This is a genomic window from Rhizobium sp. AN6A (genome assembly GCF_900215635.1).
In the GTDB taxonomy this organism is placed as follows: Bacteria; Pseudomonadota; Alphaproteobacteria; order Rhizobiales; family Rhizobiaceae; genus Agrobacterium; species Agrobacterium tumefaciens.
This window is the reverse complement of sequence record NZ_OCNC01000002.1, coordinates 425,533-447,169: the sequence shown is the minus strand read 5'-3', so window position 1 is coordinate 447,169 and position 21,637 is coordinate 425,533. Positions and strand designations below refer to the sequence as shown.

Sequence of the window (21,637 nt, the reverse complement as noted above, 5' to 3'; positions counted from 1 at the left end):
AGACGGGGCCGCAACGATCACTAGAATCCAGGGTGCATTCATGAGTTTCACCGAACATCGCCTCAAGCTTATCCTCGACATGCTGAAGCAAACCCAGCGCGTCAATGTGAGGGAGCTTGCCGATTATCTGCAGGTCAGCCAGGAGTCGATCCGGCGCGACCTCAAGGAACTTGAGATGCGCGGTTATGCCCGCCGCGTCTATGGCGGCGCGGTCCTTGACCAGCAGGAAAGCGATCAGCCGTTTACCGACCGACTGCGCGTCAGCTCACGCGAGAAAGCCAAGATCGGCGAGGCGGCAGCGTCGCTGGTCGAGGACGGCATGAAGGTGTTCATCGATACCGGCACCACAACGATTGCCTGCCTGAAACATATCGAGACGCGCAAGGACTTGACCGTTGTCAGTAATTCGCTGGCGGTCGCAGCCCACTTCTTCAATCTGCCGCAGGCAAGTGTGCGGGTTCTTGGCGGTCGCATGCGCCCAGATTATCAGGCGACATACGGCCATGAGACCGTGGCCGCGCTGAAGGAGCATTTCTTCGATCTCGCGATTATCGCCATCAGCGCCATTCACGCCGAACGCGGGTTCATGGATTTCGGCGAGGACGAGGCGATCCTGCGCCGCGTCGCCAAGGCCCAGGCAAAACGTTCGATCATTGTTGCCGACAGTTCCAAGTTTGGTCGTCTCGGCTCCATCCACACATTCGGCCTCAGCGAAATCGACGCGGTGGTGACCAGCGGCGTCATCGCGCGGGAATTTTCAGATCAATTCAATCAATCCAAAGTGGAAATCATACATGCCTGACGTCTCCTCCTCCCCTGTCCCGATCAATGCCGAGCGGCTCCAGATGTTGATGGAGACCCTCTCCACTTTTGGCGGCGGCCCCGATGGCTCGATGACCCGCCTGACGCTTTCCAGGGAAGACGGAATGGCGCGCGACTGGCTGGGGCACTGGTTTGCCGAAAACGGCTTCGAGCAGGCCGTAGACGCGATCGGCAACCAGTTCGGCAAGATGACCTTGGCGGGCGCAAATGCGCCCGTCGTCATGGTCGGTTCCCATATCGACAGCCAGCCGAACGGCGGTCGTTTCGACGGAGCGCTTGGCGTCATCGCCGCCTGCGAGGCGGTTTTGTCCGTCAGCGAACGTCTCAAGGCGGAAGGCAGGTTGTCCGCCTGCAACTTCCAGATCGTCAACTGGACCAATGAGGAAGGCGCCCGTTTCCAGCCGAGCCTGCTCGGCAGCAGCGTGTTTACCGGCGCCATTGACCTGGAATGGGCGCTGGAACGGGCCGACGGCGATGGCATTACGGTGCGCCAGTCGCTGGACGAGATCGGTTATGCTGGCAAGGAAAAGGTGGAAATTCCCGACGCATTGATCGAGCTGCATATAGAAGGTGACACGACGCTCAGCCGCGCCGGGGAGCGGTTCGGTATCTTCACGCGGTTCTGGGGCGCGACAAAATATCGCCTCGCCTTCCATGGACGCCAGGCACATACCGGCGCAACCCCGATGGCAGATCGCAAGGATGCGCTGCTTGCTGCTGCCTATCTGATCGCCGATCTCAAGCAGATATCGACCGAACACGGGCTGGACCTGCATACGTCGGTTGGCCGCCTGGAAGTCTTCCCCAATTCACCCAATGTCGTGCCGGCCGAAGCCGTGCTGTTCATCGAGCTGCGCTCGGGATCGCCAGACGTCCTGACGGAGGCGGAACGCAAGATGAAGATCAAGATCGAGGAAGCGGCGATGAAAGCCGGCGTCACCTCGGAGGTCCGCTCCATCGACCGCCGCAAGGCGGGAAGGTTCGCGCCGGGCCTGGTGACGCTTGCGCAAAGTGCTGCGGCGCATCTCGGCCAGAGCGCCCGTCACCTCGATACGATCGGCGGCCATGATGCCGTTGCCGTCTCCGATGTCTGCCCGGCGGTGGTGCTGGCGGTTCAGAGCCGTGACGGCGTCATCCACCACCCGACCGAGTATACCTCGCCTGAAGACCAGGCCCTTGGCACGCAGATAGTGGCGGACATGCTCTACAAGATCGCCTGTGAAGGTTTGAAAGTTGTCGAACTCAGCGAGGCTGCCGAATGAAGAGATCGGGCTCTCCTGAATCACCGATGGAAGCCCGCGCGGAGAAGGCGCTTTCAGTCTTTTCCGCAGTGATTGGCGACACCCCTTCCTATGCGCCGGGGACGGCAGCTGTCGCATCGCCGTCCTATCATGCCGTCGAATCCTGCGGTTTCGTGGTCGCGCCGACAGGCGGGGAGGCACGTTATTTCCTGCGTCTCGGTGCCGATGAGGTAACCGATCTCGTGAATGCCGAGACAGCAAATGCTGCGGCAAACCGTTTTCACAGCCTTGGTCTTTCGCCTGAGCCGATTGGTTACGATGCCGGGACGGCCAGCATGCTGTTTGCCCGACTTGGCGACGGCTGGCGAGCGGCAAGGATCGACGATCTGATGCAGCCGAAAACTGTTGCCCGCCTGATCGAGATGCAGACGACGATCGCAGGGAGTGTTTCCACCGGCCGAACATGGTCAGTCTTCGACGGCATCGATCAGCTCTGGGCGATCGTGAGTGCCGGTGACACCAGCCTGCCCGGCGATGTCGAATGGATGCTCTCCTGGATGACGCCGATCCGCGAGGCAGTTTCAGCGGCCGGCGTGGACCTGAAACCGGCCCATGGTGATCCGCAGGCTTCGAATGTCATGCTAGGCCCAGACGGGAAAATGCAGCTCGTGGACTTCGACATGGCCGCCGACATCGACCCCTATTACCAGCTCGGCGTTCAGATGAACGAACTCTACCAGTTCGAAAGCCAGATGAGGCCCTTGCTGGAAATGCATGATGGAGGTTTCAGCGAAAGAACCTTCAACCGCTGCCGTGTCTATGCGGCGGCAGACGACCTCTACTGGGCGTTGCGCAGCCTCGTACTGGAGCTTCGTTCGCCGCCACGGGGTGTCGAATTCCTGAAATATGCCGGCTGGCGGTTCCTGCGGTGCCGGATGCTGCTCGGTCAGCCGGATTTCGAGGCCAGGCTGAGAGCGCTTTAGGCATACGATAACGACAACGGGCTAGAAACAATAACGGGAACAAGCCTATGAATGAACTGGGAATGGCACGATCCGATGCCGAACAGGCAGTTGAGGCTGCAATCATCCAGGTGCCACCTTGGGAAGGACGGCGGCTGCGCTACAGTCCGGTTTCCGGCGGTATCAGCAACACCAATTTCCGCATCGAGGTCGAAGGCGAAGAGCGTGGGTATTTTCTAAAGATTCCCGGCCGCGGCACCGAGATGTTCATCGATCGCAAGGCCGCCGCTGCCGCCAGCAAGCAGGCAGAAGTGATCGGCATCGGCCCGAAGACATTCGACTATCTCGATCACCTCGACATCGAAATCGCCGAGTTCATCGACGGTCGCCGCGCCTCGACACATAGGGATTTTGCAGACCCGGCGATCCGCAACGAAGCGGTGCGCGTGTACCGGCAGTTTCACGACGCCCCTGCCCTGCCGCTGACAAAAACCGTCTTCGACATGATCGATGAACATTTCGACCAAGTGCGCCAGCTTGACGGCCACTGGCCGCTCGACCACAACTGGCTCTTCCGCAACTACAGACAGGCGCGCGCCGCGTTTGAGGCATCCGGGCTCGATCTGGTTCCCTGTTTCAATGACCCGATGCCGGGCAATTTCCTGATCGGTGACGACAAGTCGATCAAGCTGATCGATTTCGAATATGCGTCGAACAATGAGAGGCTCTACGATCTCGCGATCTGGAGTGGCGAGATGTTCTATTCCGAGGCGACCGACTGCGAGATAATCGAGGAGTATTTCGGTCGTTACGACAAGGCGCATCACGCTCGCTTCATCGTCCACAAGGCACTCGCCGACATCAAGTGGAGCACCTGGGCGATGGTACAAAACCGGATATCGACCCTCGATTTCGACTTTTACAAGTACGGAATCTGGAAGCATATGCGCGCCCGCTCGATCATCCACGATCCCCGTTGGCCCCTGTTCCTGAAAGCCCTTTGATGCCCGTCACCGATATCAGCCCGCAAGAAGCTGCGACCTATATCACCTTCGCCGCGGAACTTGCCGACGCCGCGCGTCCGCTGGCGCTCTCCTATTTCCGGACGCCGCTCGACGTGATCTCAAAACTCGACGAGAGCCCGGTGACAATCGCCGACCGGGCGATCGAAAAACATCTCCGCGAGATGATCGAGGCGAGTTTTCCCGATCACGGCATCCATGGTGAGGAGTTCGGCGTAAAGGAAGGTAACGCCTTTACATGGGTGCTGGACCCAATCGACGGCACCAAGAGCTTCATCACCGGTTTTCCGCTGTTTGGTACGCTTGTCTCACTGACATTTCAGGAAAAGCCATTCTGTGGTCTGATCGATATTCCAGCCACCGGCGAACGCTGGCAGGGCCGGCCGGGAGAGACACTCTTTGCTGGCAAGCCGGCCCACGCGAGTGGCTGCGAAAACATCTCCAGCGCGCGTTTTTATACGACTTCGCCGGATATGTTCCTGGGCAGCGAAGCCGAAAGCTTCGAGCGTCTCTCCCGCAAAGCCAGGCTGCGGCGTTTCGGTGGAGACTGCTATATCTATGGTCTGATCGCTTCCGGCCATTGCGACATCGCTCTCGAGACGAGACTTCAACCTTACGACTACATGGCTCTCGTGCCCGTTGTGACGGGTGCCGGCGGATGCATTACCGACTGGCGGGGCAATGCGCTTTCGATCCATTCCGATGGACGGGTTCTGGCGTCGGCCACCCCGAGACTTCATGACGAAGCCCTGGCCCTCCTCAACCTGTGACGTGAAAAAATGCCCTATACGACGACAATCGAGCAGACTGTCTTCCGCTTTGATGACCTGAAAATGCTGCTGGCGAAAGCAACCCCCGAGCGCTCCGGCGACCAGCTGGCCGGCATTGCGGCGCAAGGCCCGGTAGAGCGCTTGGCAGCCCAGATGGCGCTGGCCGATCTCCCCTTGAAAGCATTTCTCGGCGAGGAGCTCATTTCGTCGGAGGATGACGAAGTTTCCCGACTGATCGCGCAGCGGCACGATCCGGCAGCCTTTTCCGCAGTTTCCTCGCTTACTGTCGGTGAATTCCGCGAATGGCTGCTCAAGCCCGAGACGACGCATGAGCGGCTGGAGGCGGTGACCTTCGGACTGACGCCGGAAATGGTCGCGGCCGTTTCGAAGATCATGCGCCTGCAGGACATGATAGCTGTTTCTGCCAAGCGACGTGTCGTGACGCGATTCCGCAACACGATCGGGCTCGCCGGGCGGCTTTCCACCCGCAACCAGCCCAACCACCCGACCGATGACAGCCGCGGTATCATAGCGTCTGCCATCGACGGGCTGCTGATGGGCTCGGGAGATGCCGTGATTGGCGTCAATCCCGCGACCGATGCGACAGATGACTATATCCGCATCGTTTCCTTGCTCGACGAATTGCGGGAAAAGCTTGCGATCCCGACACAGACCTGTTGCCTTGGCCATGTAACGACGGCCATCCAGGCAATCGAACGCGGTGCGCCGGTCGATCTCGTCTTCCAGTCGGTGGCGGGATCGGAAAAGGCCAATCGCGGCTTCGGCGTCGATCTGGCGCTTCTGAAGGAGGCACATGAGGCGGGGCGGTCGCTGGGTCGGGGCATGCCGGGCGCAAACGTCATGTATTTCGAGACTGGGCAGGGCGCGGCGCTTTCGGCCGATGCGCATTTCGGCGTCGACCAGCAGACGATGGAGGCACGGGCCTATGCGGTGGCGCGCGAGTTCGATCCGATGCTCGTCAACACGGTCGTCGGTTTCATCGGGCCGGAATATTTGTTCAACGGCAAGCAGATCATCCGTGCCGGCATCGAGGATCATTTCTGCGGCAAGCTCCTTGGCCTGCCAATGGGCGTCGACGTCTGCTACACCAACCATGCCGATGCTGATCAGGAAGACATGGATACGCTGTTGACGCTCCTCTGCGCAGCCAATGTCAATTTTGTCATCACCGTTCCCGGCGCCGACGATATCATGCTGAACTACCAGTCGCTATCGCATCACGATGCCGTCTATTGCCGCGAGACGCTGAAGCGGCCACCCGCACCAGAGTTCGAGAAATGGCTTTTCGAAATCGGCCTGACCGATCCAGATGGCGCGCTGGTCGGCGAGCCTGTCGCGCTTTCCAATTATGTCCGCAACAGCGCATTGATCGGAGCCTGACATGGAAAAGGTGCGAGAACCCACTGCTGCCGGAAAAAACCTCACTATCAAGGATATGACCGATGCGCGTGTTTCGCTCGGCCGTCATGGCGCGGGTCTTCCGACACGCGCTCAACTCGCCTTCCTTCTCGACCACGCGCGGGCGCGCGAAGCGGTCTGGACGAGCGTCGACCGGCCCTCGCTGGCAGACAGGCTTGATTGTCTCGGCCTTCCGGCTGTCAATGTCGATAGCATGGCAAGTGACCGCAGCATCTATGTGCGGCGGCCGGATCTTGGCCGACGGCTTGCGGCGGAATCCGAAAAACGGCTGAAACATGAGAGGACGATCAATGGCTATGATGTCGCAATTATCGTCGCGGATGGCCTGTCGTCCCACGCAATCGATCTCAATGCCGTGCCGTTGATCGAGGCGCTTGTTCCGAAGCTCGCTATCCTGAACCTGACGGCTGCACCTATTGTGCTGGCGAGCCAGGCGCGCGTCGCGCTCGGCGATCCTGCCGGTGAGGCATTAGGTGCAAAACTGACGATCGTGCTTGTCGGCGAACGTCCGGGACTTTCAGCTGCCGACAGCCTCGGTGCTTATATCACTTACGGTCCCAAGTCGGGAAACCTGGATTCCAGCCGAAATTGTGTCTCCAATATCAGGGATGGTGGTCTGCCGGTCTGCGAAGCTGCCGAGATCATTGCGACGCTGACCAGGGATATGATGAGGACCCGCGTCAGTGGCGTGGCGCTCAAGGCTGCCATGGTGGAGTTTCTCGAAAGACATGACAATCCGCTTCCAGCTAAAGACCTACTGACAATTTGAAGTCTTTGCGGTGCGAAACCCTCGGAACGTGGCCCATCTGCTTTGGCAGGATTGCGGCCTGTCGTCGAAAGTCCAGTCGACTGCCTTGTGTTGAGTGCGGAGACAACAGTCCCTGCACTCAACATCATCGTTCGCAAGCTGCCGTGCTAGCCGTTGGAGAACTTCTGGACGGCGGTTACGTCGAAATAGTCCCGCCATTCGACGATCTTGTCGCCTTCGAGCTCGAAAATTCCCATGATCATCACGCGCCCGATTTCACTGCCGTCGGCACGCTCGAACCGGTCAAGCCTTTCGGTGAGAACGCGGGATCCATCGGCGGCAATCGCGAGCATATCGATATGGACTGTCGAGATTCCCAGCGATGTCTCCAGTCCGTCGATCATCGCAATGGCCTCGTCGACGCCCGTCGTGACCGACACGCCTTCATTGACCCAGCGCGTGGCGGGTGTGAACCAGCGGCGCACGGCTGGCCTTCCGCCGTCTTCAACGAACGTGGCGCAAAAAGCCGAAACGGTTTCGATTGGGGTGGGCATGGCAGTTTCTCCTGGGCCATCAGAAGCCCCGTTGGCCTCTGTCTTGCCGCGATAGTAGGATTTCGACCCCAATGCCACGATGCCGAAACTTCCGTCACTCTTGCCCGATCTTCCGGAATGCTTGATAGAACTGGGCAATCGACTTAGGGGGACTCCATGACCGAACTCGACAGAATACGCGCCATCGCTATACGCCATGCTGGCCGTCCCAGCCTTAAATTGCCGCGACTGTTCGCGTATACTCTCGACCATACGACCGAGGTCGATCCGCTGATCTACGATCCTGCGGCGTCCTTGGTGATCCAGGGTACGCAGCGCATGTTTATCGGCGACAAGATGTTTGAATACGGACCCGGCCAAAGCATGATCGTCGCGGCCGAGATTGCTGCCTTGGGCCAAGTTTGCGAAGCGTCGCCAGACAGACCGTTTGTCGCAATCGGTTTATATCTGGACCCGCCTCTGCTGTCCGACCTCGTCCTTGAGATGGCAGCGATGCCAGAGTTGCCGATGGAATCGGGATACGGCGTTAGCACCGCGAGCGCGTCGCTTCTCGGTGCTTGGGGGAGATTGGTAGAACTGCTCGATCGCCCAACCGAAATCCCGGTCATGGCTCAGTCTCTGGAGCATGAGCTGATGTTTCGGCTGCTGATGGGGCCGCATGGCGGCCTGCTCCGTCAGATTGCCGGCGCAGACTCGCGTCTGATGCACATTCGAAAGGCAATGGCCTGGATACGCGACCACTACGCCGAGCGTCTCGATTTCAAGGCGGTCGCGGCACTTGCCGGCATGAGTGTATCCGTCTTTTACGATCGCTTCAAAGCCGTCGCCGCCGTCAGCCCGCTTCAGTATCAGAAATATATCCGGCTCCATGAGGCCCGCCGACGCATGATCGCGAACCAGGCAGGTGCAGCCGAAGTTGCGTTCGCCGTCGGCTATGAGAGCGCCTCGCAGTTCAGCCGTGAGTACAAGCGCCTCTTCGGAGCGCCCCCGGGTCAAGACACCAAGCGAGCAAAGGCTGGCCTGGGGGGCATCAATCCGCCAAAAGCACCCGGTGCGCGGCCAGATGTTGCTTGAACCGCTGACCGTAGTCCTGACTGACCGCTGCGACGACGCTCGCTCGTAGAGCCAAAGCCTCGCGCCATCGCGTGACGCGCGGGAGACCCTGAAATATCATCTGCGTTATGGCGGGTCGATGAAACCGAAGTACCGGAAAAGAGGCGCGAACACCGCATCTACCCTGTCGAAAATCGCGATGCCAGCGGCATGAGCCGCGCAAGCCTGCATCGCCATTTTCTGGCGATAACAGGGTTCGTTCCTAGTCAGTACCAAAAGCATCTCAGCTTGCAGGAGGCCCGACAATTGTTGCTAGCAGGCGGCCATAGCGCCTCGCAATTCACGATTGGAATGCAGGCGCTTTGCCCAGTTGCCAGATCCAACTCTGTTACAGTCGAAACCACGGCGTTGCCGTCCACGGAAAGCGGACATATCAGTCGGCATAGATGATGGAAATATAGCACCACAGGAGACATGCTGTTGGGAAGCCAAGAACATGGCAACCAGCTCGCTCTCGATCTTAAATGCACGATCAGGTGCAATCGTCGGGCACCGCAACTAAAGAAACGTTTGCTCAAGTCGTTAGCCTTATGCGCATATAAAGACAAAAACAGCGGGCTTTCATAGGCGAGGGCTCGACGGAACAATGGACGCGCCCATATCTCGGGTGTAAGCTCACGACACACTACACGCATGCGATGAATCTCGAGGGGGGACGGGAGGCGGCTATGCAGACGACGGTGTCCACGGCTTCAACTGCAGCACGAGACCCTCCGGGAGAAGAGGAAATCCGCTCGCAACTCGAACGCATCGTCGCGAGCGCGGAGTTTCCCGGCTTGGGGCGAAGTGCCGCATTTCTGCGATATGTTGTCGAAGAAGCCATCGCCGGGCGGGCCGCCCGCATCAAGGGTTACTCCATCGCAATTGAGGTATTCGGCCGCAATGAAAGCTTCACGCAGGACGATCCGGTCGTACGGATCGAGGCCGCGCGCCTAAGGCGTTCGCTGGAACGGTATTATCTGGTGGAAGGTCACAAGGACCCGGTCAGGATCGACATACCGAAGGGCGGATATGCCCCGGTGTTCTCATTGAATACTGCGGTGGTTTCCAAGAAGGTCGATAATGGGTCCGTTCCGACATCACAGCTATCGCCGATGGTCCGATGGTGGAGCGTGAGGCGGCTTTCGCTTGCTTGCCTCGTCCTGCTTATGGCTGCGTCTGCCTATCAATTCTCAAGTCACTCAAGATTGGCGCCAACAGAAGAGTTAGCCGAAAGCACGGCTCCCGACAGACCCGCCCTAATTGTGGCTCCTTTCGCCAATTTGGGCGATGGACCGAACGCCCAGCTATACAGCCTCGGGCTTACGGAGGAGCTTCTGACTGCCCTGCCCCGCTTCAAGGAGATCAAGGTCTTTGGTCGCGAGACGTCCAAAGCGCTGCCGTCGGACGTCGATGTATCCAAAGTTAGGGAGGAGCTTGGGGCCCGGTATCTTCTGACCGGGGGGGTGCGAACTGCTGGAAACAGCCTGCGCGTGACAGCCCGTCTTCTTGACACCGACGATGGCGAAATAGTCTGGTCGCGGGATTATGACAACGATCTCGGATCGAAAGACCTGTTTTCCATACAGGCGGACGTGGCCAGAAGAGTCGCCACCGCCATTGCGCAGCCATATGGTGTGATGGCACAGGCCGACACGGCAAATCCTCCACCGCAGGATCTTGGTGCATACGAATGCAGCCTGCGCTTTTACGCATATCGTAGCGAGCTCAGCCCCGAAGAGCATGCACACGTTCGCGAATGCCTGGAAACATCCGTTGCGCGGTATCCGACCTTTTCCACTGCCTGGGCGATGCTATCAATCATCTATCTCGATGAAGACCGCTTCAAATTCAATAGGGGCCAAGGTCCGGAGACACCATTGCAGCGGGCGCTTCGCGCGGCGCGACGGTCGACCCAGCTTGATGCGAGCAACACGCGGGGGCTTCAGGCGTTGATGATGGCCCTGTTTTTCAACCGGGAGCTTACCGAGGCGATGCGAGTAGGCGAAGTGGCCCTCGCTACCAACCCCAACGACACCGAGTTGATGGGCGAGTTCGGCACCAGACTAGCCCTTGGCGGCCAGTGGCAACGGGGAGCCAACCTACTTGATCAGGCTATCGCACTCAACCCAGGCGGCAGCGGCTATTATAACGGCACACGCGCTCTTGCAGCCTACATGCTCCACGACAATTCAACCGCCGTCCGCGAGATCACCAAGGCTGATATGCAAAAATTTCCGCTGTTTCATGCGGTTGCGGCGGTCATATACGCAGATGCCGGAATGATGGATCAAGCCCGGCACGAGGCAGAGATTTTCGTTCGAATGCGCCCGGACTTCCTGCCAAACGTCGTTGAAGAACTGGCGATGCGGAACGTACAGCCAAGTGATCGTGACCGACTGATAGAGGGACTTCGCAAAGCCGGAATGCTGCCTCCCAAGGTTAAAGACCCCGCCGCGATAACCATCAGTGCTTCGGATTTGCAGCCGCGCTAGCGCAGAGGCTTAATACGCTGAAAATCGAAATGCCGCCCGCTGCGACGTACCAAACGGGCAGGTAGGAAAGGTGACGCCAATATCTCTTTCCTTCAGGCCTTTTTCGAACGCCCACGTCTTACGCGGATACTTCCAGATCCACGCACCGCTGTAGAAATCACACTAGCTGCGTTTTCATGGGTTTATCCTTCTCAGGTGTGGCCTTCTGGGCCACAGAATGGTGGCGAGCAACAGAGTGTAGGTCAAAGCTACGGCGATATAGACAATGCGGGTGGCGAAGCTTTCCGCAGCGCTGCCAGGCAGGGGCGACACACCGAGCCCGAACAGGATAAGGAAAATCGTCAGGGCACCGGCAAACATCGGCGCCTCCTTGGTCCGAGCTGCTGCCCGACCTCCCAGAAAGAGGGCAACGACAAGGACAATCAGAAAGATCGAGAACAGGTTGGGGCGAAGCGTGAGGATCGCATAAGCTAAAGATGCGAGGACGCCGCCGAATAGATTGACCATTATAAGCCCAACAGCTGCCCGCGTGCTTGCGGCGACGTCGAGCTGGCCGAGCAAGGATGCAACGGTGATCGGAATGACCGCCGCGGCCGTCAGATTGTCGCTCGTCAGGCAGATCACGACAGATGCCAGCAGGATCAGCGTATTTGCCAATGCTCTCAGCAGAGCCGGCGGCTGGTCGAAGGATGGCGCGGCACTTCCGTCCAGAACTACCGGTTCGGGAAAGATCGCATGGGCGAGCCACGTCAAAAGCGTGCCCGACAACACGCCACCAACAAGGATCGAGAGGATGGAATTGGCCAACTCATCGTTCAAAATACCGAGCAGCGGCACGATGATCGCGACCACCAACACCAGAAACACCGCAGGCCCGCCCTTTCCCGACGTCTGTAAGGCAAAACACAGGAAATAGGTCAGCCCCAGAAGCAGGAGAAAGGGAACAGGACGATTGCCGAGGCTGCTGGTCAAGATCATCATCGCCATTCCCGAGACCAGAATGACGAGCGCCGCGCCAAGTGTCTTGGCAAGCGGCATCGGTCGAGAGCTTCCCAGCAGAAATTGCGCGGCGAAAAGCGGCCCGAGGAACGGAAAAAAGGCCCCCCAATACACCGCCAGCACAAAGCCGATCGAAACCGCAAGAGCGACCCGCAATCCTTTTCGTTTCTGCTCGGCGGCGGTGCAGTCAGTTGACATAGGTGAGCACCGACATGATACGGACCCAGAGTGATCCCCAAGCATTGGTGACCGGATTGTTACCGGTATAGATGATGACGGTCGCCTGCGAACCGTAGCGCACGCCGCCCTTAGGTCTTTGAGCTTCATCGATATTGAGACGGACCGGAAACCGCTGCGCTTCCTTGACCCAGCCGCTGTCACTGCGCATGGTTGGCAACCCGGTGCTCGGATCCGTGCTCCCTTGCGAGACACCGAAGCCGACGCTTTCTACCGTGGCAGGGAACAGTCGGCCTGGAAGGGCATCAAAAAGGATTTCCGCCCTGTTGCCGACGACGACATTTTCGAGGCTGTTCTCCTTGAACGCGGCATTGATCCAGATGGTGCCCACATCGATAAAGGTCATGGCCGGTTGGCCGGCTGGCAAGACCTTGCCACTGGTGAGCTGAAGGTTTGTCACAACCCCGGACGAAGGCGCCCGCACTGTGGTATGCATCAGGTCCAGCCTGGCCTTCTCCAATCCAGCAAGAGCTGCGCGCAGTTGCGGATTGTCGTTTCCGGAAGGGCCGAGCTGCTCGCGAGCCTTGGTGAGATCAGCCTGCGCACCGGAAACCGAGGCCTCTGCCTGATCGAAGGCAGATTTGGCGGCGTCGAAACGGGCTTTTGAAAACACGCCGTTTTTGAGGAGTTCGGAGGCCCTGGCATATTGGTCGCGAAGGTTGTCCCTGTCGGCACGGATCTGGACAAGCTTTGCCTGGGCGGCATCCACTGCAGCGGTCGATGCGCCGATTGACTGGCCGACACTGGCCAGACCGGCCTCCGCCTCGTTCACGGCGAGTTGGTAGCGCTGGGGATCAATTCGGAACAGGACCTGGTCGGCCTCCACCCGCGTATTGTCGTTAACGCCCACTTCCACGACGCGACCTGTGACTTCAGGCGCAATACCAACGACATACGCCTGGACCTGCGCTTGAGATGTTGATGGTGTCCGCCGCTCCATGAAGACTGACAGCACGAACAGGACCAGCGCCAGACAAACGACAGCGAAAGCGATCCTCCGCAGGGGATTGCGGGGTGGCGGGGTAGTTACAGGCTCGTGTGATATCTCGGAAGCCACGATCTTGTTCCTTCGAAGTTAACTGCCCATCAGGCGGAGTTACACCGGGCGCGGACCGGGTGAGCGATGAAGAGAGACAACGGTGGCTCGGGCGAGAGCATCTTCAATCTCTCTGCCAAGGGCCGCCAACAATTCCTTGTATTCGGCCACACGGTCATCTCGGACCGGATCGGAAGAAGCCGCCTCCCATCTTGCCAACTCCGTCTGGGCTTCGGCAAAATCCTGGCAGATTTCACAGAATATGACGTCCCGCGACGCAAGCTCGTTGATGGCCTGAACTCTTGTGGGAAACCGCAGCCTGACCGCAGCCACACCTTCATCCATTGTCCTCTCCCACCGTCACAGCGTCACGGCGACGCCGAATGTCTCGATGGCATATTCTTCGATGAAGCGCGGCTCGTGCAGTATGTTACCGTAATATACGCTGGTGCGGTCAGCTTACCGGGGTCGGATTGCAGCACCGTCAAGGCCTCGCATGTTTTACCACGCTGGCGAGCGGGCGAGAGAGACGACGGTTACGGGGCCGCGTGTGATTGTCTCTGGCAACTTCGACACTTTCACGCATTCAGGTGACGGCATCGCCCGCCGGATGCCCGTAACATACCCGATGTTACGGGAAAACAGCCCGTCATTCGCATAGGTTTTTTTTGCGCCGACGTGGCGAGGACAAAGCTGTGACAAATGGCGGCGGGCGATCTGGTGAACGGCAACGATACAAGGGACCTCCGTAACGGACGCTTTCCATATCGAATGGGAAGGCTCCCTTTTTGTGTGATGTTCGCAGCTCTCGTTGGTTGCGGCGGCCACGCGACAAACGTTCTTGTCCCTGTTGCCGATAGCGCCCCCACATCCACCAAGGTGGACATGCTGATCACAACAACGCGTAGTCGCTCCGCGAACAAAGGCGAGATGTTCACGGGTGAACGCGCAAGGGATGCGGCCTTCGCGGAGATCACCGTGTCCATCCCTCCGGGAAATGTCCGCAAGATTGGTAATGTTGCCTGGCCGAAAAGGATTCCTCCCAATCCAGCCACAGATTTTGCGACGTTAAAGGCACAGGAAATCAGCCGCGACGATGCCCGGAAATGGCTGAGCGCTTCCGTCAGAGAGAGCCGTGACGGCAGCGTGTTGGTCTTCATTCACGGCTTCAACAATCGATTTGAAGACTCGGTCTATCGCTTTGCCCAAATCGTCCAGGATTCCGGCGTAGCGAGCGCTCCCGTACTGGTCACCTGGCCGTCGCGCGGAAGCCTACTTGCGTACGGCTACGACCGCGAGAGCACCAACTATACGCGCAATGCCCTGGAGTTGCTTTTTCAATATCTGGCCAGGGATAAGCAGGTGAAGGAAGTTTCGATCCTTGCTCATTCCATGGGTAACTGGCTCGCGCTCGAGGCGCTTCGTCAAATGGCCATTCGCAATGGAAGCCTTCCGGCCAAGTTCAAGAATGTGATGCTCGCATCTCCCGACGTCGACGTCGACGTCTTCCGGCAACAGATCGCCGACATGGGCAAAAAGCATCCGAAATTCACTTTATTTGTCTCCCGGGATGACCGGGCATTGGCCGTGTCCCGCCGAGTGTGGGGCAACGTCGCGAGGCTTGGCGCTATCGACCCTGAGCAGCCTCCCTACAAGAGTGAATTGGCCGAAAGCCAGATCTCGGTAATCGACCTCACCATGATCAAAGCCGGGGACAGCCTCAACCACGGGAAGTTCGCGGAGTCGCCAGAGATCGTCCGGCTGATTGGAGCCCGGATTTCTGATGGACAGACTTTGACGGACAGCAAGATTGGCCTTGGAGATACGATCCTTGCAGCAACAACCGGCACGGCAGCGGCAGTGGGCAGTACCGCAGGGCTGATCCTTGCCGCTCCGGTTGCCGTCGTCGATGCCGACACCAGAGACAATTATGCCGGAGGGGTTCAGTCCCTCCTTGGTTCAGGTGGCACGACACGGAAATCATCGCGCTGCAACACACCGAATACTTCGACTGAAGCATGTCATCAATAGCTGGTCGAGCGTCCTTCAGAAGGGCGCCGAGATACCACAACAGGGACAGACAATGGTAATGCGTCTGAAATTTTTGCTGATGAAAATATCTCGCACCTCTATTGCGGCGATGCTCATCCTGTTTGTTGGCATCTCAGCCGCAGCAGCGCAAATGCCTGACGCGCCCGCTCCGGCGGAACAACCACCCAATGTCCAGCACTTCATCACCCTAATGTCGGATCCCGATGTTCAGAAATGGTTGCAGCACGTCGCTCGCGGAGCGAATCCTGAAGCGCCGCCTTCGACCAGCGCAGAGGTAGGTCCCTCGTTTGCCGCATCGACAATGCGTTTCCGCGCCCATGCCGCCGCAATGGTCGACGCTGCACATTCTTTTCCGTCCGAAGCAAAGCGTGGCGCCGCTTTACTTGAGCAGGACATCAAGACGATTGGCGGGACCCGGCCCATCGTGCTGGTGGTCGCGTTTGTTGCCGCAGGACTTGCCGCTCAATGGGTATTTTGGTGGATCAGTGCTGGCTGGCGGTCATGGATGGCAGAAGCCTCGTTCACGACCGTTTGGCACAGGATTATTGCCATAACCGCCCGGCTGCTCTGGGCGGCTTTTTACGTGCTGTCGTTCGGGCTGGGCAGCATCGGTTTCTTCCTGCTTTTTGACTGGCCACCGATCGTCAGGGAAATCGTCGTAGGCTTCCTGTTCGCTGTCGTCATTTACCGCCTCGCCAGCGCAGTACTGGATGTGTTTTTGGCGCCACGCTCGAACGAGAAAGGCCATTTCCGCGTGGTTCCGATCTCTGACGAGACGGCAGGTCACTGGGCAAAACGACTGAGCTATCTCGTGGGTTGGTACGCCTTTGGCTGGGTGACCATCCGGCTTCTAGGTACGCTTGGCCTATCGATCCCGGCGCGGCAGCTCGCGGCCTACTTCCTGGGTTTCATTCTTCTCGGCATTGCTATCGAGGCCATATGGCGACGCCCGCCTCATTCCTCCACGCTACAGGGCAGCCGGATTGGATTGAATGGTCGCAACTGGCTTTGGACTGCCTATTTAACCGGTATCTGGTTGCTCTGGGTGGCGGGCGCGACGACGCTTTTCTGGGTTATGGTCGTCTGCGCCGCATTGCCAGGCGCGATCGTTCTTACCAAAGCATCCATAAACAACATTCTGCGCCGCTCCGGCGCTGAAGAGGACGGTCATAACCGTGTCACAGTGGTTTCGGTTGTCGTCGAGCGTGGGATAAGGGCAGCCCTGATCGTTGCAGCCATCCTCTTCCTCGCCGATGTCATGGACGTTCGACTGACCGAGATGACGATGCAGGATTCACCCGCGCTACGGCTCTTACGTGGAGTGCTAAGCGCCGGCATCATTCTCCTTGTCGTCGATCTGGCATGGAATGTCGTGAAAGTGCTGATCGATCGGAAAATGGGAGACACGGAAGCCGCGCTTGAGATTGGAAGCGAGCGGGAGCGGCGGCGTACCCGTTTGAGAACCCTTCTCCCGATCTTGCGCAACTTCGTCATGATCCTTTTTGCAGCGATTGCGATCATGATGGCCCTGTCTTCACTCGGAATCGAGATCGGACCATTGATCGCCGGTGCTGGCGTTGTAGGCGTCGCCATTGGCTTTGGTGCGCAGACCGTCGTCAAGGACATCATCAGCGGCATGTTCTATCTACTCGACGATGCATTCCGGATTGGTGAATACATTCAGAGCGGCAGTTACAAAGGAACCGTCGAGGCGTTCAGTCTCCGCTCGGTCAAGCTTAGGCACCACAGGGGCCCGATATTCATCGTCCCATTCAGTGAACTGGGTGCCGTTCAGAACATGAGCCGCGACTGGTCAGTGGTCAAATTCCTGTTGTCCGTGTCCTACGAATCCGACGTCGCCCAGGTCAAGGCAATTACCAAAGCCGTGGGCAAAGCCCTGTACGATGACCCCGAATTCCAGCCGTTCATTATTGAGAACCTCAAAATGAAAGGCGTCGAAGAGATCACAGACATTGGAATAAAATTGAGCTTCGGGATGACGTTGAAACCTACCCAACTGCAATCGGCCATCCGTCGCAGAGCTTATGCGATGCTGCGGGAAGCATTCAACGCCCAAGGCATCAAGATCGCCGTTCCGACTGTGCAAGTCGCAGGCGGAAAGGAAGAGGGTCTTGCTGCCGCTGCCCAGCAGGCGCTGGCAAAACACAACGCCGTGGCCGTGCCCGGGCCAGCTTGATCACGAAGTGAACCAGGCGAAACGCCATCAAAGATCACAAGGAGGATATGAAATGAAAACCTCAAAAATCGTATCACACCTGCTGAGCCTGATCGCCGTGCTGATGCTGATCAGCATACCGGTTCTTTTACCCTCGACCGCTGAAGCCCGCCGTGGGGCTGCAGCCTGTGGCCCCCGAGGCTGCGGTGTGGCGGCGTGCGGACCGCGCGGTTGCGCTGCTGCCGGACGTCGTCATGCACCCGCATATCGCCCTGCCCATCGGCCTGCGGCCCCGGCCTACCGACCAGCGCGGCGCGGCGTTGTGGTTGTCGCTCCCCGCCGGTACTGGCGGCCGGGCGCCGCGATAGCTGCAGGCGCAGCCATTGGCGTCGTTACCGGTGCAGCAGCTGTCGCACTGGCTGGTACACCGCCGCAGCCCGGCCAGTGCTGGTATTACACGTCTCCAGCCAAAACGACCGGCTTCTGGGACGTTTGCCCGCACTGAAACTGCTTGGCTGGGACAATCATGCTTCTCGCGCACGCGCAGATCATCAACGAAGGGGATCTTCCATGGACTTCAACACCATCGACGCCACGCTTGTTGGAAAGCTTCTTCTTTTGCTTTTGATCGGCATGGGTCCAAAAATTGCCCTCGTGCCGTTTCTTGAGAAAACCCACAGTTTCGACACCGCGACCAAAGTGCGCATCGGCCGCCAGATGGTACTGACAGCACTCGTCACAGCACTGATCCTCTTTGCGACCGGCGCGCTTCTGATGCGACTTCTCCACATAACCGGCGGCGCCGTCGCTGTGGCAGGTGGCGTCATCCTTGCGCTCATAGCGATCAAGATGGCCTCCGGACCGACGGAAAAGCCGCATGACGAGCTTGCCGATCCGATCGATCCGGACAAACTCGCAGTGTTCCCGCTTGCGGTTCCCTATTTGCTCAACCCCGTCGGCATAACCGTCATAATCCTGGCGTCTGGCGAAGTTGTCTCAGTCGCCAGCGCGGTAGTTGTCGCTGTTCTGATCCTGATTGTCGCTGCTTTCGACTATGTCGTCTTTACCAATACCGACAAGCTGTCCAAACACATGAAGCCAGCGAGCATGGTCGTCTCAGAGGTCGTGTTCGGGATCTTGCTGACCGCTGTCGCAGTCCAGCTGATTGTCAGCGGGCTGGGGCGTCTAGGGATCATTGCGCCGGCGGTGGGTCATTGACCCATAGGGCGCAGCCTCTCCAGGCGGCTCGAAGGGAATGCGCATGATGACTGATCGAAGGAAAAATGCTCTCGCTTACGGATCACTCATCGTGCTCCAGTCCCTGGCGGTCGCATTCCTGCTCCGGGTTATCTTCCCGATCTTTTACGCCGTCGTCACCCATCTTGGCGAACGCCAACAAGTGCCCGTGTCGACATTGCTCACAATCCTTGCGGTTGCGCTGCTTTTACAGGCAAGCTACTGGACAAGAATGCGTTGGGTCGAGGTCCGCGCACCGTTCCACTCCATATTCGTATCTCACCTCTTATCGTTCGCTGCACGCCTGGCCTTCCTGTTCGGAGGCGTCCTGTTCTCAACAATCTTCTTTCGACACTTGCCGGAATCCAACACGCTGCCCCCGCTTGGTCATACGGTTCTGCAGGGGGCTTTGATCCTGTTGGTACTGTTCAGTTTTTTTTGCTACTCCGTCGAACTTGAACGTCTTGCGAAGGCGATCGAAGATCCAGCTGAGACATAAATTGCCTCCGGTTACAGCTCAGCAGTGTGGTGTTGGCCGCCGCTGTCGAAGCCGACCTGGCGGTGGAACCGATGTCCATATCGCGTTCCATCCAGGCTATCGAATAGCGCCATGCGGATGAAGGGAAGTTAGACATCGCTCGCTGGAGCAAAGAGGGTGTGTGCGTATTCTCGATGCTCAGGCGAAAACGCGGAAGAATTTTGATTCCATGATTTTACATTTGCGAGTGTTTTCGGCTCTCCTCTATGTTGCCACCGGACAAGGAAACTGACATCATCATTTTGCAGGCTTCAACGGGCCGCTGATATTCCATGAGCAGGGTAGCTCTCGACCGGAAACGGGCGGGAGCTTTTTTATTTTTTGGTGGGCTATGATGCATTCAGAAAGCTGGCGGGTCGGTGTGTTGTTCTCCGAGACGGGTGTGACCGGAGCCGTCGAAAAAACCCAGAGGTTCGCGACCTTGCTGGCGATTGACGAAATCAATGCGGCTGGTGGCGTCCTCGGCCGGATGATCGAGCCTGTTGCCTATGACCCTAAATCGACGCCCAATCTCTATAAGGAACTTGCGGTCAAGCTTTGCGACGAGGATCGGGTCCGGGTCGTTTTCGGTTGCCATATGTCTAGCACCCGCAAAGCCGTACTGCCCGTCATCGAAGCTCGAGAGGCCCTGCTATTCTATCCGACACTGTATGAGGGGTTTGAATACTCTCGGCACTGTATCTACACCGGGGCCGCACCCAACCAGAACTCCGTGCAGCTGGTCGACTTCCTCACCAAGCATTATGGAAAGCGGGTTTTCCTTGTGGGTTCGAACTACGTCTACCCTTACGAATCCAATCGGACGATCAGCGATCTCTTTCTTCAGCTGGGCGGTCAGGTACTGGACGAAATATATGTTCCTCTCAACCTAAAGCCCGAAGATGTCGCCAAAATAATCCGGCATATTCGCGCGGCACGGCCGGATGTCATCTATTCGACAATCGTCGGCGACGGTATCATTCCCTTCTACACGGCGTTCAGGGAGGCGGGTTTTGATGCAGCGACGATGCCAATCGCCAGTCAGTCGACAAGCGAGGCTGACGTGATCCGGATGCGACCGGAAGTGGCTGAGGGGCATATCACCGCGGCCCCGTTTTTCGCCTCCCTGGATACGCCTCGCGCGCGCGCCTTCGTCTTGGCTTACCAACAGCGATACGGCCAGCAGATGCTGCCGACCGCGCCGGCCGAAGCGGCCTATTTCCAAGTCTATCTCTATGCGGGAGCTTTGCAGCGGGCCGGTGGCGACGGGCTGGAGCAGCTTCTTCCAGCCCTTTACGAGGTCGAGTACGACGCTCCGCAGGGCGCTGTGAAGGTAGACCGGCTGACGAACCACACCCATCTGTGGCCAAGGGTTGCAAAAGTAAATGCGCAAGGCAGCTATGACATCGTCCATGACCCGTCGCTACGCGTGGCGCCAGATCCGTTCATGCGAGAATATCGCCCGGACCTGACGCAGCCGTTCCCACATCGTGTTCAGGTCTGAGAAGGAGCGACGATGTCTTTCGCCCTTCTCAGAGATTTGCGGGATCTCAAGGTTCTGGTGATTCATCCCCGGACATCCGAAGGAGAGTTTCTCGTCGATCACCTGCGCCGTATCGGTTGTACGGTCAGTTGCCTCTGGCCGGTCCCTGCCGAGTTGCCACACGGCACGGATGTCGTCTTTCTTGCCATGGAAGACGAGGCGCGACCGGAAATCGAACGCCTGCTGAAGTGCCTCCCCAATCCCGCTCCGACCATGCTCGCCATCGTCGGTTACGAAAATCCCTCCACATTGCAGATCGTTCTGGAAAGCGGCGCGCTTGCCATTGTCGAGAGACCGATCAAACCGTTCGGCCTGCTGACCAATCTCGCCATAGCGCGCAGTCTCTGGCTTGAGCGCCAAAGGCTCGTCAAGGAAGCCCGTAAATATAAGCGCAAGGTCTTGGGAGACCAGAAGCTCGCCCGGGCAAAGGCCATTCTAATGGCCAATCGCGGCACGAGCGAGAATGAGGCGTATCGTGAAATGCGCGAGCAAGCGATGGCTCGGCGCGTCCCAATCGATGAAATCGCCAATTCGATTATCAACGCCGAACAGCTCTTGCGCCCTTCCCAAAAACATGATTAGTTTTTGATGTGTTCCAGATGAACACCTCCGGCACATCCCTTCGTTTCGCGAAGCCATGTGCCGCTGTTGCACGCGGCGCAGCCGTGATGCGATGATGGCAAGGGTGCCCGCAG

At 58.4% G+C, this 21,637-nt stretch carries 20 protein-coding genes; 16 read left to right on the top strand and 4 right to left on the bottom strand.

What is annotated here, in order from left to right; genetic code table 11:
• Nucleotides 1–40: 40 nt before the first annotated feature.
• The 7 genes from CRO62_RS03435 to eutC are packed head-to-tail and all read left to right on the top strand — an operon-like array spanning nt 41 to nt 7,026.
• Entirely contained in the window at nt 41–802 is a 762-nt protein-coding gene (locus tag CRO62_RS03435; RefSeq protein WP_013637571.1) for a DeoR/GlpR family DNA-binding transcription regulator, read from the top strand.
• On the top strand, nt 795–2,084 hold the full coding sequence (locus CRO62_RS03430) for a Zn-dependent hydrolase (RefSeq protein ID WP_097099189.1): 1,290 nt from the start codon (nt 795–797) through the stop codon (nt 2,082–2,084). The genes CRO62_RS03435 and CRO62_RS03430 overlap by 8 nt, the downstream gene beginning before the upstream one ends.
• Entirely contained in the window at nt 2,081–3,046 is a 966-nt protein-coding gene (locus CRO62_RS03425) for a phosphotransferase family protein (RefSeq protein WP_323455448.1), read from the top strand. Before CRO62_RS03430 ends, CRO62_RS03425 begins: the two co-directional genes overlap by 4 nt.
• A gap of 47 nt (nt 3,047–3,093) precedes the next feature.
• Complete coding sequence (locus CRO62_RS03420; RefSeq protein WP_097099187.1) at nt 3,094–4,029, top strand: choline/ethanolamine kinase family protein; 936 nt, start codon at nt 3,094–3,096, stop codon at nt 4,027–4,029.
• Nucleotides 4,029–4,817: a histidinol-phosphatase gene (gene hisN / locus CRO62_RS03415; RefSeq protein WP_097099186.1), complete on the top strand. Its 789-nt coding sequence runs from the start codon at nt 4,029–4,031 to the stop codon at nt 4,815–4,817. Before CRO62_RS03420 ends, hisN begins: the two co-directional genes overlap by 1 nt.
• A 9-nt stretch (nt 4,818–4,826) precedes the next feature.
• Nucleotides 4,827–6,218, top strand: a complete 1,392-nt coding sequence (locus CRO62_RS03410; RefSeq protein ID WP_097099185.1) for an ethanolamine ammonia-lyase subunit EutB — start codon at nt 4,827–4,829, stop codon at nt 6,216–6,218.
• A 1-nt stretch (nt 6,219) separates the two neighbouring features.
• Complete coding sequence (gene eutC, locus CRO62_RS03405; protein ID WP_097099184.1) at nt 6,220–7,026, top strand: ethanolamine ammonia-lyase subunit EutC; 807 nt, start codon at nt 6,220–6,222, stop codon at nt 7,024–7,026.
• Between the two features lie 146 nt (nt 7,027–7,172).
• Here the strand turns inward: eutC and CRO62_RS03400 are convergent, their stop codons facing one another.
• Nucleotides 7,173–7,559 (bottom strand): limonene-1,2-epoxide hydrolase, encoded by a 387-nt coding sequence (locus CRO62_RS03400; protein WP_097099183.1) that lies wholly within the window; start codon nt 7,557–7,559, stop codon nt 7,173–7,175.
• A gap of 156 nt (nt 7,560–7,715) precedes the next feature.
• Here CRO62_RS03400 and CRO62_RS03395 point away from each other — a divergent pair, with 156 nt between their 5' ends.
• Both CRO62_RS03395 and CRO62_RS03380 read left to right on the top strand, forming a co-directional pair.
• Nucleotides 7,716–8,633: an AraC family transcriptional regulator gene (locus CRO62_RS03395; protein ID WP_097099182.1), complete on the top strand. Its 918-nt coding sequence runs from the start codon at nt 7,716–7,718 to the stop codon at nt 8,631–8,633.
• A gap of 707 nt (nt 8,634–9,340) precedes the next feature.
• A complete protein-coding gene (locus CRO62_RS03380) occupies nt 9,341–11,146 on the top strand; it encodes an adenylate cyclase (protein WP_097099180.1) in 1,806 nt (601 codons plus the stop codon).
• A gap of 174 nt (nt 11,147–11,320) precedes the next feature.
• On the opposite strand, the gene CRO62_RS03375 is transcribed toward CRO62_RS03380, so the two are convergent.
• The 3 genes from CRO62_RS03375 to CRO62_RS03365 are packed head-to-tail and all read right to left on the bottom strand — an operon-like array spanning nt 11,321 to nt 13,763.
• Nucleotides 11,321–12,343 carry a DUF2955 domain-containing protein gene (locus CRO62_RS03375; protein WP_097099179.1) on the bottom strand — a complete coding sequence of 341 codons (1,023 nt, stop codon included), beginning with the start codon at nt 12,341–12,343 and terminating at the stop codon, nt 11,321–11,323.
• The gene (locus tag CRO62_RS03370) at nt 12,333–13,439 is read right to left on the bottom strand and encodes an HlyD family secretion protein (protein WP_097099178.1); all 1,107 of its coding nucleotides are present in this window, start codon (nt 13,437–13,439) and stop codon (nt 12,333–12,335) included. Before CRO62_RS03370 ends, CRO62_RS03375 begins: the two co-directional genes overlap by 11 nt.
• Before the next feature lie 39 nt (nt 13,440–13,478).
• Nucleotides 13,479–13,763: a hypothetical protein gene (locus CRO62_RS03365; protein ID WP_020808308.1), complete on the bottom strand. Its 285-nt coding sequence runs from the start codon at nt 13,761–13,763 to the stop codon at nt 13,479–13,481.
• A gap of 426 nt (nt 13,764–14,189) precedes the next feature.
• Here CRO62_RS03365 and CRO62_RS03360 point away from each other — a divergent pair, with 426 nt between their 5' ends.
• The 7 genes from CRO62_RS03360 to CRO62_RS03330 all read left to right on the top strand — a co-directional run bounded on the left by CRO62_RS03360 (nt 14,190) and on the right by CRO62_RS03330 (nt 21,524).
• Entirely contained in the window at nt 14,190–15,449 is a 1,260-nt protein-coding gene (locus CRO62_RS03360; protein WP_323455464.1) for an alpha/beta hydrolase, read from the top strand.
• A 52-nt stretch (nt 15,450–15,501) separates the two neighbouring features.
• Nucleotides 15,502–17,667 carry a mechanosensitive ion channel family protein gene (locus CRO62_RS03355; protein ID WP_097099176.1) on the top strand — a complete coding sequence of 722 codons (2,166 nt, stop codon included), beginning with the start codon at nt 15,502–15,504 and terminating at the stop codon, nt 17,665–17,667.
• Nucleotides 17,668–17,719: 52 nt separating this feature from the next.
• Nucleotides 17,720–18,151 (top strand): hypothetical protein, encoded by a 432-nt coding sequence (locus CRO62_RS03350; protein ID WP_013637556.1) that lies wholly within the window; start codon nt 17,720–17,722, stop codon nt 18,149–18,151.
• Between the two features lie 65 nt (nt 18,152–18,216).
• Complete coding sequence (locus tag CRO62_RS03345; RefSeq protein ID WP_020808305.1) at nt 18,217–18,864, top strand: MarC family protein; 648 nt, start codon at nt 18,217–18,219, stop codon at nt 18,862–18,864.
• A gap of 43 nt (nt 18,865–18,907) precedes the next feature.
• Nucleotides 18,908–19,381 carry a hypothetical protein gene (locus tag CRO62_RS03340; RefSeq protein ID WP_013637555.1) on the top strand — a complete coding sequence of 158 codons (474 nt, stop codon included), beginning with the start codon at nt 18,908–18,910 and terminating at the stop codon, nt 19,379–19,381.
• A gap of 370 nt (nt 19,382–19,751) precedes the next feature.
• Nucleotides 19,752–20,903 (top strand): transporter substrate-binding domain-containing protein, encoded by a 1,152-nt coding sequence (locus tag CRO62_RS03335; protein WP_097099175.1) that lies wholly within the window; start codon nt 19,752–19,754, stop codon nt 20,901–20,903.
• Between the two features lie 12 nt (nt 20,904–20,915).
• A complete protein-coding gene (locus tag CRO62_RS03330; protein WP_003516987.1) occupies nt 20,916–21,524 on the top strand; it encodes an ANTAR domain-containing response regulator in 609 nt (202 codons plus the stop codon).
• Nucleotides 21,525–21,637: the final 113 nt, after the last annotated feature.

Bases quoted from the DNA above. Each gene is read 5' to 3' on its own strand.
- CRO62_RS03355 (WP_097099176.1), top strand. From the start codon at position 15,502: ATGGTAATGCGTCTGAAATTTTTGCTGATGAAAATATCTCGCACCTCT.
- CRO62_RS03400 (WP_097099183.1), bottom strand. From the start codon at position 7,559: ATGCCCACCCCAATCGAAACCGTTTCGGCTTTTTGCGCCACGTTCGTT.
- CRO62_RS03420 (WP_097099187.1), top strand. From the start codon at position 3,094: ATGAATGAACTGGGAATGGCACGATCCGATGCCGAACAGGCAGTTGAG.
- CRO62_RS03345 (WP_020808305.1), top strand. From the start codon at position 18,217: ATGGACTTCAACACCATCGACGCCACGCTTGTTGGAAAGCTTCTTCTT.
- CRO62_RS03330 (WP_003516987.1), top strand. From the start codon at position 20,916: ATGTCTTTCGCCCTTCTCAGAGATTTGCGGGATCTCAAGGTTCTGGTG.
- CRO62_RS03430 (WP_097099189.1), top strand. From the start codon at position 795: ATGCCTGACGTCTCCTCCTCCCCTGTCCCGATCAATGCCGAGCGGCTC.
- CRO62_RS03335 (WP_097099175.1), top strand. From the start codon at position 19,752: ATGATGCATTCAGAAAGCTGGCGGGTCGGTGTGTTGTTCTCCGAGACG.
- CRO62_RS03360 (WP_323455464.1), top strand. From the start codon at position 14,190: ATGGGAAGGCTCCCTTTTTGTGTGATGTTCGCAGCTCTCGTTGGTTGC.
- hisN (WP_097099186.1), top strand. From the start codon at position 4,029: ATGCCCGTCACCGATATCAGCCCGCAAGAAGCTGCGACCTATATCACC.
- CRO62_RS03375 (WP_097099179.1), bottom strand. From the start codon at position 12,343: ATGTCAACTGACTGCACCGCCGCCGAGCAGAAACGAAAAGGATTGCGG.
- CRO62_RS03380 (WP_097099180.1), top strand. From the start codon at position 9,341: ATGCAGACGACGGTGTCCACGGCTTCAACTGCAGCACGAGACCCTCCG.
- CRO62_RS03410 (WP_097099185.1), top strand. From the start codon at position 4,827: ATGCCCTATACGACGACAATCGAGCAGACTGTCTTCCGCTTTGATGAC.
- CRO62_RS03425 (WP_323455448.1), top strand. From the start codon at position 2,081: ATGAAGAGATCGGGCTCTCCTGAATCACCGATGGAAGCCCGCGCGGAG.
- CRO62_RS03365 (WP_020808308.1), bottom strand. From the start codon at position 13,763: ATGGATGAAGGTGTGGCTGCGGTCAGGCTGCGGTTTCCCACAAGAGTT.
- CRO62_RS03340 (WP_013637555.1), top strand. From the start codon at position 18,908: ATGATGACTGATCGAAGGAAAAATGCTCTCGCTTACGGATCACTCATC.
- CRO62_RS03395 (WP_097099182.1), top strand. From the start codon at position 7,716: ATGACCGAACTCGACAGAATACGCGCCATCGCTATACGCCATGCTGGC.
- CRO62_RS03435 (WP_013637571.1), top strand. From the start codon at position 41: ATGAGTTTCACCGAACATCGCCTCAAGCTTATCCTCGACATGCTGAAG.
- eutC (WP_097099184.1), top strand. From the start codon at position 6,220: ATGGAAAAGGTGCGAGAACCCACTGCTGCCGGAAAAAACCTCACTATC.
- CRO62_RS03350 (WP_013637556.1), top strand. From the start codon at position 17,720: ATGAAAACCTCAAAAATCGTATCACACCTGCTGAGCCTGATCGCCGTG.